This window comes from Zongyangia acetica, assembly GCF_038739695.1.
Taxonomy (GTDB): Bacteria; Bacillota; Clostridia; order Oscillospirales; family Ruminococcaceae; genus Zongyangia; species Zongyangia gallinarum.
In genome coordinates this window covers 95,225-107,809 of sequence record NZ_JBBEWN010000003.1, presented here as the reverse complement: position 1 = coordinate 107,809, position 12,585 = coordinate 95,225, and the positions used below count along the sequence as shown (strand labels likewise).

12 protein-coding genes are annotated in these 12,585 nt (G+C 43.2%); 6 read left to right on the top strand and 6 right to left on the bottom strand.

The features are described 5' to 3' along the window. Positions 1 to 18: 18 nt before the first annotated feature. From WGC32_RS03805 to WGC32_RS15105, 3 genes are all read left to right on the top strand, one after another. Positions 19 to 900: a YitT family protein gene (locus tag WGC32_RS03805; RefSeq protein ID WP_342680734.1), complete on the top strand. Its 882-nt coding sequence runs from the start codon at positions 19 to 21 to the stop codon at positions 898 to 900. A 162-nt stretch (positions 901 to 1,062) separates the two neighbouring features. Then, positions 1,063 to 2,199: a glycerate kinase family protein gene (locus WGC32_RS03800; protein ID WP_342680733.1), complete on the top strand. Its 1,137-nt coding sequence runs from the start codon at positions 1,063 to 1,065 to the stop codon at positions 2,197 to 2,199. Further along, positions 2,196 to 2,516: a DUF3795 domain-containing protein gene (locus WGC32_RS15105; RefSeq protein WP_462933614.1), complete on the top strand. Its 321-nt coding sequence runs from the start codon at positions 2,196 to 2,198 to the stop codon at positions 2,514 to 2,516. Before WGC32_RS03800 ends, WGC32_RS15105 begins: the two co-directional genes overlap by 4 nt. 44 nt (positions 2,517 to 2,560) lie before the next feature. On the opposite strand, the gene WGC32_RS03795 is transcribed toward WGC32_RS15105, so the two are convergent. The 5 genes from WGC32_RS03795 to WGC32_RS03775 form a co-directional block, all read right to left on the bottom strand. Beyond that, positions 2,561 to 3,769 carry an MFS transporter gene (locus WGC32_RS03795; protein WP_342680732.1) on the bottom strand — a complete coding sequence of 403 codons (1,209 nt, stop codon included), beginning with the start codon at positions 3,767 to 3,769 and terminating at the stop codon, positions 2,561 to 2,563. Positions 3,770 to 3,810: 41 nt separating this feature from the next. After that, positions 3,811 to 4,899, bottom strand: a complete 1,089-nt coding sequence (locus WGC32_RS03790) for an ROK family protein (protein ID WP_191482267.1) — start codon at positions 4,897 to 4,899, stop codon at positions 3,811 to 3,813. Then, positions 4,874 to 5,758, bottom strand: a complete 885-nt coding sequence (locus WGC32_RS03785) for a PHP domain-containing protein (RefSeq protein WP_191482268.1) — start codon at positions 5,756 to 5,758, stop codon at positions 4,874 to 4,876. The genes WGC32_RS03790 and WGC32_RS03785 overlap by 26 nt, the downstream gene beginning before the upstream one ends. 113 nt (positions 5,759 to 5,871) lie before the next feature. Next, positions 5,872 to 6,258 carry a VOC family protein gene (locus tag WGC32_RS03780; protein WP_191482269.1) on the bottom strand — a complete coding sequence of 129 codons (387 nt, stop codon included), beginning with the start codon at positions 6,256 to 6,258 and terminating at the stop codon, positions 5,872 to 5,874. 254 nt (positions 6,259 to 6,512) lie between these two features. Continuing rightward, positions 6,513 to 6,839 carry a hypothetical protein gene (locus WGC32_RS03775; RefSeq protein WP_191482270.1) on the bottom strand — a complete coding sequence of 109 codons (327 nt, stop codon included), beginning with the start codon at positions 6,837 to 6,839 and terminating at the stop codon, positions 6,513 to 6,515. 193 nt (positions 6,840 to 7,032) lie between these two features. Here WGC32_RS03775 and WGC32_RS03770 point away from each other — a divergent pair, with 193 nt between their 5' ends. Further along, the gene (locus WGC32_RS03770) at positions 7,033 to 9,261 is read left to right on the top strand and encodes a transglycosylase domain-containing protein (protein ID WP_342680731.1); all 2,229 of its coding nucleotides are present in this window, start codon (positions 7,033 to 7,035) and stop codon (positions 9,259 to 9,261) included. Between the two features lie 109 nt (positions 9,262 to 9,370). On the opposite strand, the gene ytvI is transcribed toward WGC32_RS03770, so the two are convergent. Continuing rightward, on the bottom strand, positions 9,371 to 10,447 hold the full coding sequence (gene ytvI, locus WGC32_RS03765; RefSeq protein ID WP_342680730.1) for a sporulation integral membrane protein YtvI: 1,077 nt from the start codon (positions 10,445 to 10,447) through the stop codon (positions 9,371 to 9,373). Positions 10,448 to 10,843: 396 nt separating this feature from the next. Here ytvI and WGC32_RS03760 point away from each other — a divergent pair, with 396 nt between their 5' ends. Both WGC32_RS03760 and WGC32_RS03755 read left to right on the top strand, forming a co-directional pair. Next, complete coding sequence (locus tag WGC32_RS03760; protein ID WP_342680729.1) at positions 10,844 to 11,287, top strand: ACT domain-containing protein; 444 nt, start codon at positions 10,844 to 10,846, stop codon at positions 11,285 to 11,287. Between the two features lie 20 nt (positions 11,288 to 11,307). After that, complete coding sequence (locus WGC32_RS03755) at positions 11,308 to 12,549, top strand: homoserine dehydrogenase (protein ID WP_342680728.1); 1,242 nt, start codon at positions 11,308 to 11,310, stop codon at positions 12,547 to 12,549. The last annotated feature ends 36 nt before the right edge of the window (positions 12,550 to 12,585 follow it).

The window sequence follows — 12,585 nt, the reverse complement described above, 5'->3', positions numbered from 1 at the left end:
CGATAAGGAGACTTTCTCATGCATGCGATCTTAAATAGTGGCAATAAAAAGATACATCTCTTGCTTGACGTCTGTAGTGACATAATCGGGACCTTTTTATATGCAATTGCTGTCCATATTTTTACAGCTCCCAATGAGATCGCACCGGGCGGTGTAACCGGACTTGCAACCGTAATTAGCTATTTGACGGGTTTACCTATCGGAGCTTTATCGTTTTTGATCAACGTTCCTTTACTTCTGCTGGGATTTCGCTTTATTGGCAGACGATTTACCTTGCGCACATTGATCACTGTGGGGCTTTCTACCTTGATGATCGATGTTGTTACCAGAGGTATGCCAGTTTTTACCGGAGACATGGTAATGGCCTCCCTGGCAGGCGGCGTTATTTTAGGTATTGGTCTCGGCATCATTTTCATGAGGGGATCTACCACTGGTGGCACCGATATTGTAGCCCGACTCTTGCAAAGAAGATGGCCTCATATGCAGATGGGAAGATTGATGCTATTGATCGATTGCGTGGTGCTTTTGATTGCAGCAGCTGTCTATGGGGGTATGGAATCGGCTCTTTATGGTGCGGTGTGCATTTTTTCTAGTTCAGTAATGATTGATGTTGTACTTTATGGGATGGATCGGGGCAAAATGGTCATGGTGGTGTCCGATATACCGGATCAGGTGGCACAAACTATCCTGGAAGGCCTCGACCGCGGTGTAACACTGTTAGCAGGAGAGGGCGCATATACAGGGGATCCAAAGAAGATCATCATGTGCGCTGTCCGTCCAAATCAGTTTTATAGGCTTAAACAAATCACGTTGGAAAGCGACCCCAATGCATTTATTATCGCGCTGGATACTTCAGAAGTATTTGGTGAAGGCTTTAAAGTGGAGAAAAAGCGTTTGTAAGTGAGAACTCTAATGAAGCAAAAGAGGCAAGCTATATTGAAATGATAGCTTGCCTCTTTTGCTTTTAGTGAGAGCCATGTTCCCGCCGCATTTCAAAATTTTAAACTTTACAACTGAACACCTCTGTTTTACAATGGAGAAAAATGGGAAAGGAAAGCTGGCATGAAAAAATTCGTTCTAGTTCCCGACTCTTTTAAGGGCACAATGACTTCTACAGAAATATGTGAACTGATGGAAAGGGCAATCCGCAGGCACTTCCCAGAGGCGCAGATCATATCCATTCCGGTGGCCGACGGAGGAGAGGGAAGTGTCGATTGCTTTCTGGCGGCTATGGGAGGAGAAAAAATCTCGATCAATGTCAAAGGACCTTATTTTAAGGAGATGACCGGATTTTACGGAAAGATAGGGAAGGATACGGCGGTTATTGAAATGGCAGCATGTGCCGGCCTGCCCCTAGTAGGAGATCGCAAAAATCCAGAGAAAACCACTACTTACGGAGTGGGACAACTCCTTTGCCATGCCGTACAGCAGGGCTGCAAAAAAATTATTGTAGGCCTTGGCGGAAGCGCTACCAATGACGGGGGATGTGGGGCTGCGGCAGCCGCAGGGGTACGTTTTTATAACAAAGAAGGAATTGCGTTTGTGCCCGTAGGCGAGACACTGGGAGACATTGCCCACATTGATATTTCCGCAGCTAAAAAACTCTTTTCTGGAGTAGAAATCGTTACCATGTGCGACATTGATAATCCTCTCTGTGGAACTACAGGTGCTGCGGCAGTTTTTGGTCCACAAAAGGGGGCGGATACAGAAATGGTCTTCCGTCTTGATCTGGGACTCGCCCATCTTGGAAAAATCATTTTGCGGGACCTGGGAAAAGATATTGTAGAATTACCTGGAGCAGGAGCAGCGGGCGGCATGGGTGGAGGCATGGCAGCCTTTTTTGATGCACGGCTTCAAATGGGAATTGATACGGTTCTTGATACTGTGAATTTTGACCGTCAGGCATCTGGAGCAGATTTGATTCTCACTGGTGAGGGCAAAATTGATGGGCAAAGCCTGCGAGGCAAAGTAGTGATAGGTACTGCCAAACGAGCGCAAACCTTAGGCATCCCACTTGTGGCAATTGTGGGGGATATTGGAGATAATTTAGAAGAAGTCTACACTCAAGGGGTATCTGGAATTTTTAGCATCAACCGAATTGCAGCCCCTTTTGAGAAGCTTAAAGAAAGAAGCAGAGAAGATCTTTATTTAACGGTAGATAACCTTATGGGCTTTTTGGTCCAGATGGAGGAGAAATGATGAACTCTACAGGATATTGTGGTCTTCAATGTAATGAATGTCCGCTTTATATTGCGTTTCACACAGGAGATAAGGCGCTGATGGAGAGAACTGCCCGAGAATATTCAACAGTGGACTGCGTTTTTGAGAAAGAGGAGATGAGATGTGGAGGGTGTCAATCCGATATCGTTCCTGAAAAGATGTGCGCCGGGTGCGAGATGCGCAACTGCGCGCGTAGACGTCACGTCAAGGCTTGTACTTCCTGTAATGATTACCCCTGTAAGTTTACAGACCAATATGGTGTGTCAAAAAAGAAACAGGACTTGAGTCGAATATAAAACACAGACAGGGCGCCGTCATATAACAGCGCCCTGTCTGTGTTTTATATTTTAGTAGATACAAAATCAGTAGGATGGGTCGCCTTCTTTTCCAATAGTTCACTGACAGAAAAGTTGATGATAAGAAGTAAAACGACCACTGGGAAGAAAAGTTCCAGGGAGAACCACGAGAGAAACACCCCCAAAGCTGACGAAAGGACGGAGCCGCCCAGACAAGCGGCGCCTACTTGATAACCGATCAGTTTATCACTGACACTCTTCTCGAAACGGATGGGAGTTTCATGCATCAGACAGGGATAAACAGGCCCTATTCCCACGCCGATCATCGTGGTTCCTATCAAGGCGCCCCAGGACATCGGAACGAACCAAAGAATCAAAGCCCCAGCAACTGCGAAAGTCAGTCCAAGGCGGATCATACGTAGATTTCCCATTTTGTTGACAACAATGCCGCAAAGAAAACGTCCAACCATTATACCGCCATAGTAGAGAGTGACACAGAGAGCGGCGATAGCTACAGGAATTCCTCGAGACTCTACCAAAACACTATTGACCCAGACACCTACAGTAAATTCCATTCCGGCGTAGAGAAAGAAGAGCAGAACGCCAAGTGTTGGTGCGAGCCTTCCAAAAACTTTGGCTTTATGAGAAGGATCTTTTGTATTACTCGATGGCTGGCCTTTTTGAATTTTATCCTGCCAAAGCTTAGCGATCACACTGACAAACAGGATGACAGCAAGTGTCAGCTGAATAGAGGATACCATTTGATAGCCGCCTCTCCAGGAGCCGCTCCATGAAAGCGCACTAGAAATGATGATAGGACCAACTGAAGCTCCTAAACCCCAAAAGCAATGCAACCAGTTCATGTGTCGGGAGGTGTAGTGATCTGCTACATAACGGTTAAGCCCTGAATCTACAGCGCCCTGCCCAAATCCCAGGGGAATCACGCAGACAATCAGCCATCCAAAGCTAGGAGAAAGGGAGAATCCAAGCAGCCCTAGACCTGTCATCATACAACTTACGAAAGTGACGGCTCCAGTTCCAAAACGGCGAAGAATTCGACCGCTTATCACACTGGAAAAGGCCGATAAACACAAAAGCAAAGTAGTGAGAATCCCCACACTTTCCAGGGGAAGCCCCATTTCTACACGTATCGAGGGCCAGGCAACACCGAGAATTCCATCAGGAAGACCTAAACTGATAAAAGAGAGATAAATAATAGTAATCAGCAATACTTCTTTTTTCTTGATATCCAACTGTATCTGTCCTTTCTGTCAGTGGTATGTTTTAATCTTCCTTATTGAGGTTCATCCTTCATCGGAAGCAGTGGAAGGAGCATTTGGATTGTCAGATAAGATAACCCTGTGAGATAATCATTACGGAAGCTGTCAGGATATAGGATATCTGGCAGCATTCGCTGGGGGATTTGCTGCTGGGCGTGTTGCCGAATTTGATCGAGTTGAATACGGCAGTCTTTAAGAATGTTGCCACTGACGACAACCAAAGAGGGATTGACCACACAGTTAACAGCAGCAATGGCCTGCGCGATATATTTGGCCTTATCATCACTGCTTTCTACTGAGGCAATCGCTTGATCTAGTGTCATGCCGCCGCCCATCGGTAGATATCCCAATTCGCCGCCAAAACCTTTATCACCCCGTACAATTTTACCTCCTGCGATGATGCCAGACCCGCTGCAGATACGATCTAGATAAATATAAGCTACATTCATCTGTTCCATTTGGTATTGGGGATGCTGGTGAATGTATTGACGGCAGAAGCCCAGGGCAACAGCATTGAGATCATTTTCTAACAGCATTGGGAGATTTAAGGCATGTTGCATTTGTTTTCCGATGTCGTTGATAGTCCATCGACCCCAGCCGTTGTCCACTAAAAATCCGCTTTTTTCCACGACACCAGGGACACCCAGGCCTATAGCTGAAACATTCCAAAGTTCTTTGCATTTGGAGGCAAACCGGACGGCATCAGCTTCTGCGCTTTTTGGCATAATAGCAACACTATTTTCTTCGAGAATTTCTCCATTTAGTTTGTTGACGCGAAAATAAAGACGATCTTCCTCCAGATAGAGAACAAGGACACGGTTGCGGTTAGGGGAGAGGATATATCGTTGCGGACGCCTTCCTCCACTAGAAACATCTAAGTCACTCTCTACAATTTCTCCCAATGTGACTAATTCTTCCAGCAAGCTGCGTACTGTTGTGACACTCATGTGGGTCGCTTCCGCTATTTCACCACGGGTAGCGCTACCCAAGGCAATGAGAGTTTGATAAATTAGCTCGATATTCATTTTTTTTATGAGTTCGGGTTTTCCCGCCTGATGTAGCATGGGAACAGCTCCTTTATCTTCGTGCTTTTTGTAATGCATAGCAGATTTCTTCTGCCTGTTCTTGGCAGTCAATACTGCCGAGAGTGATGCTAGGTTTTGTTTTACCATGAAAATCGCTACCACAGGTGGGAATAACCCCTAGCTGCTGTGACCACCGGAGATAGAAATCAGTCTGAGCCTGATTATGATAGCTACTAAAAACTTCCATGCCGCACACATCTTCTTGAAAAATATTCTGCAAAAGCTCTTCATTTTCTTTAATATTGTTGCCTGGGTGAGCCAAAACGGGTACTCCTCCAGTTTTCCTAATAAGCGTACAGGCGTCATGGAGACTCATATAGGTGACTGGTACAAAGAAAGGCTTTCCCTGCGCACAATAATCCCAATAAAAATTAACAAAAGGATTATCGCTGCGAGATCCACCGGGATAATAGGGGGAAAGATATGGATTATTTCTATTTTTATCTAACGCCAGCGCTGCTTCGGCAATCATTTCGCTAGTGACAACGCCATTGCGGGCAAGAGAATTGGCAAACTCTTGATCAAAATCAATACCGGCCCCTCGGATCAAAGCCATCCTTTTTTGGCATGTCTTTTGTTCCTGAGTGATGATGCTATTTTTAACGGGATCAAAGATGCTTTTATCGGGTTCAATATAGTAGCCTAAGAGATGAAGGTTAACGTCAGCGTAGGTACAGTCTAATTCAATGGCTGGAATCAGAGTAAGGCCGTACTCCTGGGCCAATTTTCGGCTTTCATCAATAGCATCGATACAATTGTGATCAGCAATGGCAACAACTTTGAGAGAAGAATGGGCGCACATAGACATAAGTTCTTGTGGGGAATATTCGCCATCGTTGCTATATTGAGAATGTATATGTAGGTCGATTAGAGCCATTTTGTTTCCTCACATTTTAAAACATACTTTTAAATGTTTATTTTAAAAGTTAATAACAAAAGTATAGCCGCTTTTTATTAATTTGTCAACCCATAATAAAAGCAGCCGCTATATTAGCGGCTGCTTTTATTATTTTTACTTGGAATAATTTCGAGCCAGTATCCATCGGGATCGGAAATAAAATAAATGCCCATAGCAGAATTTTCGTAGCAGATACATCCCATTTTTTTATGGAGGGCATGTGCAGCTTCAAAGTCATCAGTGGTAAAAGCAAGATGGAATTCATTGTCTCCCAGGTCATAAGGATCATTGCGATCCCGCAGCCAAGTGAGTTCCAGGGTATGACGGGAACTACCGTCTGTAAGATAAACTAAAATAAAACTGCCATCTTTGGCCTCTTTTCGCCGACATTCGGTTAGACCAAGGGCCTCCTTGTAGAAAGCAAGACTTTGCTCTAGATCCATCACATTAATATTATTATGTGCGAAGGTAAAACCCATTGCGAATCTCCTTCTGCCGAACACGAGGATCGGCTTTTAGTCGTTCCTTCATTATAGTGAAAGCAAGAAGAAAATGCAATGTCAAAAAGGTTAAAATTTAGAAGAAATGCTGTAATTGTTTTGTCTAAATTTGTGAAATTTCCCTGATAAAAATATGAAGGCTTTTTTAAGTTTTTGCTGAAACCATTGACATTCTGTTTCTTTAGGAATAGAATCCGTTAAACAAGAGAAAAAATGTGCATACTATAAACAGGCTAACTGATGTAGTCTTCTATGAGCCGGTTAAGCTCTTCTGTATCTCTAGCATAGACTCCGGTCTGTAATTCTTTAATATCAAATTCAGGGAGATTTTTGATATATACATCAAATACAATATCTGGAGTTACACTGTCTGCTTCAAAAACGGCTAGCTTGCCACCATAATCCCTGAGTACATATTGATAATCCCCAATAGGCACAGAGGATTCTGCAACCAGAGCAGGTTCCGGTTTACTACCATGTTCAATAAAAAAGATGGTGGCCAAGGCCGCTGTTAAGAGTACCATGAGAATGCAACCTATATATGCAACTGTTTTTCCCATAAAAGAACCTCCAGAATTCGTCCACACAGTTATATTGAGGCGGACAAGCATTGTATAATCTTAGTGTTGACAATACTGGATGGAGCTATGCGCTGGGAGGAAAGATTTATCCATAGGTTTTCGCAAATTCGTTAACATATTCTGTCCGCTTTATGTTATAATGAAATGGCTAGTAAGGAGGAGAGACCAGCCAATGAAGGAAAAACGTAATAAGACCGACAGAGCAACTTCGGGAGCGGAGAAGAAGCGGTCTTCTCCCGTGGTCCGAGGGATTAAAAAGACTTTCTCCACTATCGGCAAGGTGCTGGCGACCTGCTTTTTTATCATGGTAATCACCGGCTGTATTGTGGGAACAGTTCTTGCTGTCAATGTACTTGACTATGTAGACCGTGATTCTAACATTGATCTGAGAGAACTGCAGCTCAACTATACGACGATTCTTTATGCTACTGATTCGGAGACGGGAGAGACTTATGAACTTCAACGTCTACAAAGTGCCGATAATAGCATCTGGGTTGATATCGAACAAATTCCAGAATATATGCAGAAAGCGGCAATCGCTGCAGAAGATGCTAGATTCATGGAACATGAGGGTGTGGATTGGAAGCGAACACTGGGCGCGTTTGTCAACATGTTTGTCAAGATTTATCCTACAAAACAGGGAGGATCCACCATTACCCAGCAGCTGGTCAAAAATGTGACGGGAGATGACGCTGTCCGTGTTGACCGTAAAGTTAGAGAAATTTTTACGGCACTGAATCTGGAGAAGGAATACTCAAAACAAGAAATACTAGAAGCGTATCTTAATGTGATCCCTTTAGGTAACGGAGTCAAGGGAGTTCAAGCAGCAGCAAACCTTTATTTTGGCAAGGACGTTAGCGAGCTGTCTTTGGCGGAGTGTGCTTCGATTATTGCGATTACGCAATATCCCGAGCTACGCAATCCCTTCAATAACCCTGAAGAAAATAAAGTGCGCCAAGAATATATCTTGGATGAGATGCTGGAACTTGGTTCTATTACCCAAGCCGAACATGATGCGGCTGTAGCAGAGGAACTTAATTTCCTAAAAGAGGAGTATATTGAGGAGCGTAGCGAGGTTCAGAGCTATTTTGTTGACTATGTCATTGATGAGGTCATCAATGATTTGATGGAACAGAAAGGCTATGAGGAGTCTTATGCAACCCAACAGCTTTATACCGGCGGCTATCGCATCTATACGACAATAGATGAATCTATTCAGAAATCTGTGGAGGAAAGTTACCTGGATGAAAGCACATTCCCAGAAGTGCGCAATCCCGAGCCCCCACAATCCTCTTTTACGATTATTGACTATAATGGTGCGATAAAAGCGTTGGTTGGCGGCCGTGGTGAAAAAACCGGTGCCCGCGTACTGAACCGCTGCACGGGAATTACCCGATCCAATGGTTCTACGATGAAGCCCATTTCGGTCTATGGTTTAGCGATTGAGAATAACTTGGTGACTTGGTCTACTATGATTGACGCCACACGGCATACCCATACAGAGTATGACAACTGGAACCCTGTCAACTACGATAATTACTATGGCGGTGAAGATGGATATGTTACCACTGCGGAAGCAATCCGTCGATCTACCAATACAGCTGCTGTTTATGTGTGCAATCAGTTGGGACCAAGGACATGCTTTGACTTCTTGAAGAATAAACTGGATATGTATAGCTTGGTGGACAGCCGAGGGGAAAATGGGAAAATCTATACGGATATTACCCTTTCTGCCATGAGCCTCGGCAGTTTGACTGATGGCATATCTCCTCTGGAACTTGCTGGAGCATACCAGATTTACGGCAATGGAGGTTTGTTTACTCCAACACATTCCTATACGAAGGTGTTAGATAGCGAAGGCAATGTGGTGCTGGAAAATAAAGAAACACCGACTCGTGTACTCAGTGAAGAAACTGCTGTTATTGTCAACAAGATGATGCAGGGTGTTGTCACAGGTGCCAACGGCACTGGCTATAACGCTAGATTAGATGGGGTTACTGTGGCAGGTAAGACTGGTACAACCACCGATGATAAGGACCAGTGTTTTGTTGGACTGACCCCGGAATATGTAGGTGTGGTCTGGATGGGTTATGACATTCAGCAGGAAATTCATTACAGCGTTTATCCGCCACCAATTGTTTGGAAAAATGTTATGAGTAAAATCTATGAGAATCGCAGTTCCGGCTCCTTCCCGGAGAGCACCAAGGTGGTGGCAAGAGAATTTTGTACAGTTTCTGGTGATATTGCCACCGAAAATTGTCCTTCCACCGAAACGGGCTACTATAAAGCCAGCAATATTCCGGGAACCTGTATTGAACATCTGACAGCCCAGGAAGACGATAATATTGATGAAAATGGCATTAATCAGGAAACCGGACAACCTTGGTGGAAAGTCGATTAATAAAAATAAAAGCAGCATCGTCTGATGCTGCTTTTATTTTATGCAAATTGTGTATTTATGTGATTTATGAGAGAAGGGCAAAAATAGGATTTGCAAATTTCTAACAAAATTATTTATTGTAAAGCTTTAAATGTTCCTTTTCGCAGAGCCATTTGATGAGAATAGCGAGAATAGGCATGAAAATCATTCCCATAACTCCCATTGTCCGCAGTCCTAAATAAATGGCTGCCAGAGATATAACTGGATGCAATCCGATTTGATCTCCAACAATTTTGGGTTCTATGATGTTTCGAATGACAGTGACAATAAGATAAATAATGGATAATCCGAGAGCGAGATTATAATTTTGGCGGAAAAGTTCAATTGCGATCCAAGGAATCATAATGCCCCCAGTACCGATGACAGGCAACAAATCCAAAAGCGCAATCATGGCGGCGATAAGGAGAGCATAATCTAAATCAATGATGAGAAATCCAATGGAAAGCTCTGCAAATGTGATTAGCATTAAAATGAGATATGCCTTTATCATTTTCAAAACTGTATGGACCAGAAAATCTTTGATATCAAATAGAAGGGCACGGTGACGTTTTGGGATCTGACGGGCCAGAAAACTGACCACGTTGGTATAGTCCATACTAATAAAAAAGGTAGCTATGATAGAAAAGAATAATGTGACCAACATGGAAGGAATATTTTTTACAAATTCTGTAATGGATTCTACAGCAGAGGAAGAAAGATTTAAAATGATCGTCTCAAAACTTTCAGAAATTGAGGTGAGCAGACGCATAGTGGCATCAGCTGTGCTGGGGAAAAAATGAGACATCAACTGTAAAATCATATCTGTAATTTTACTTACAACTGGTTCTAAACTGGTAGAGTAGATTTCTGGGAATTGAGCAAATAGCTCTCCCGCCTCCACTAAAAGGCGGGTGCCGGCAAACCAAAGAATTCCACCAGCCAATGAAAATACCAGCAAAATTGTAAGGGCAGCACAAAACTTTTTGGGAAATGGAAGCTTAGCATTCAGAAAAGCGATGATCGGTTTGAGACAGAAAGCAATGAGCAGCCCTACAATAAAAGGGAGAAACCAAGGAACCACGAAGTTAATACAGAAGTAAATCACAACAAAGACTGTGATAAAAAATAAAATATTGATGATGAAATTGACGCGGCTTTGATGGTCCAAGTTAGTCACCTCAAATTGAGCGCTGGCAGCGCGGATAATCGTTTGAATTTATTTTGACCATAGGGATTAGCCTGATACACAGGTAAATTTGTTTTTCTCCGGGAGACAATTATAAGATAGAAATGTCCAGCGACGGACAAGATTTTTTCTTTTATTCTACCCTATTTCATGTAAATTTAATCTAATTTAATTTAATATAAAAGAAAAAAACTATATAAAAAATAGATAATATTATAAAAATAAAAGAATTTAGAAGAATAAAAGAGGTATTTTCAAAAAATAAAGAAATTTTGCGATTTATATAATGTTTTTAACCTTATTTGCGTTTGAGAAAAAAGTTTTAACCGTGTATAGTGTATTTATTCGCGAAACAGGCGTATTTCGGAGGTGGACTTTTTGGAAAATCCAACCCAATATCTTTTGGTAGATACCAAGGTTCTGCCTGAAATTTTTCTAAAGGTGGTCCAGGCTAAGCATTTGCTGGCATCCGGTCAAGCTAAAAATTCTTCAGAGGCTGCACGCATGATGGGTATTTCCCGCAGTGCTTTCTATAAATACAAAGATTGTGTATATCAATACACCAGCAATGTTTCGGAAAATATCATTACGGTTTATGCAGCGCTTTTGGATCAGCCTGGCGTCCTCTCTCGTCTTCTTGGAGAATTGTATCAGGTTGGTGCTAATATTTTAACGATTAATCAAAATATACCGGTAGATTCTGTTGCGCCGGTTTCCATCTCTGTAAGTTTAGAGGGGCTTACCGTCAGCCGGGAAGAATTATTTACAACTCTACGGCAGTTGGAGGGCGTCGTCGAGGTACGCAGGATATCAGGTCAATAAATGAAAGATGAGGTGCGGTTATGTTTCAGATTGCAGTCATGGGCCATGGAGTAGTCGGTTCTGGTGTTGTTGAGGTTTTTTACAAGAACAGGAAAAGCATTGAAAAACGAGCCGGAAAGGAAATGGAGATCAAATATATTTTAGATCTCAGAGACTTCCCTGGACTTTCTTACAGTGATAAGTTTATCAAGGACTTTGATACCATCGTTCATGACGAGGATGTTAAAGTTGTAGTGGAAGTAATGGGAGGTCTTCATCCAGCTTTTGAATATGTGAAGCGTTGCCTGGAGGCAGGGAAAAGTGTAGTTACCTCCAATAAAGAGCTGGTAGCGGAAAAAGGAGCAGAGCTTTTGGCAATCGCCAAATCCAGAAATGTCAATTTTCTTTTTGAGGCCAGTGTCGGTGGTGGTATCCCCATTATTCGCCCCCTAAATCAGTGTTTGGCGGCCAATGAAATTGACGAGATTGCTGGTATTTTAAACGGTACTACAAACTTTATTCTAACCAAGATGATTCGCGAAGGGATGGCCTTTGCTGACGCGCTCAAGCTGGCGCAAGAGCTAGGTTATGCAGAAAAAGATCCCACCGCTGATGTGGAGGGCATCGACGCTTGCAGAAAGATTTGCATTCTTGCCTCCATTGCCTTTGGGAAACATATCTATCCAGAGCATGTTTATACAGAGGGAATTTCCAAGATTACCTTGGAAGATGTTGCCTATGCGGAAGCTTGGGGCGGGGTCATTAAGTTGATTGGCCGTACCAAACGGGATGAGAATGGAAAGGTAACCATTATGGTTAGCCCTGCCATGGTTTCCCATGAAAGCCAGCTTGCCAGCGTCAGTGATGTATTCAACGGCATTTTAGTTCGTGGAGATGCCACCGGAGATGTCGTCTTCTATGGAAAAGGTGCAGGAAAACTGCCTACGGCGTCGGCGGTAGTCGCTGACGTTATCGACTGCGTGAAAAACTGGGGAGTTTATAAATCGCCGTTCTGGGTAGAGGAAGAGGATGATGGCGTCCTCGATTACCTGCAGACTGAAATTGCTTTTTACTTACGTATAAAATGCGATAATAAGGAAAAAGCTTTGCAGAAGGCAAAGGAATTATTCGGTGAAGTTGAGGAGCTGAAGGTGGCTTCTTTAGATGGAGAAATCGGAGTCGTTACTGGAATTATTAAGGAAGCCAAAGCTGAAGAAGGAATCAAGGCTCTGAAGGCGGCTGGTTTCGATGTTCTTGGACGGATCCGTGTTCTTGATTATTAATGTCCAAGAGAGGTCAGACAACTTAAAAAGAACTTG

Bases quoted from the DNA above. Each gene is read 5' to 3' on its own strand.
- WGC32_RS03805 (WP_342680734.1), top strand. From the start codon at position 19: ATGCATGCGATCTTAAATAGTGGCAATAAAAAGATACATCTCTTGCTT.
- WGC32_RS03800 (WP_342680733.1), top strand. From the start codon at position 1,063: ATGAAAAAATTCGTTCTAGTTCCCGACTCTTTTAAGGGCACAATGACT.
- WGC32_RS15105 (WP_462933614.1), top strand. From the start codon at position 2,196: ATGATGAACTCTACAGGATATTGTGGTCTTCAATGTAATGAATGTCCG.
- WGC32_RS03790 (WP_191482267.1), bottom strand. From the start codon at position 4,899: ATGCATTACAAAAAGCACGAAGATAAAGGAGCTGTTCCCATGCTACAT.
- WGC32_RS03785 (WP_191482268.1), bottom strand. From the start codon at position 5,758: ATGGCTCTAATCGACCTACATATACATTCTCAATATAGCAACGATGGC.
- WGC32_RS03780 (WP_191482269.1), bottom strand. From the start codon at position 6,258: ATGGGTTTTACCTTCGCACATAATAATATTAATGTGATGGATCTAGAG.
- WGC32_RS03775 (WP_191482270.1), bottom strand. From the start codon at position 6,839: ATGGGAAAAACAGTTGCATATATAGGTTGCATTCTCATGGTACTCTTA.
- WGC32_RS03770 (WP_342680731.1), top strand. From the start codon at position 7,033: ATGAAGGAAAAACGTAATAAGACCGACAGAGCAACTTCGGGAGCGGAG.
- WGC32_RS03755 (WP_342680728.1), top strand. From the start codon at position 11,308: ATGTTTCAGATTGCAGTCATGGGCCATGGAGTAGTCGGTTCTGGTGTT.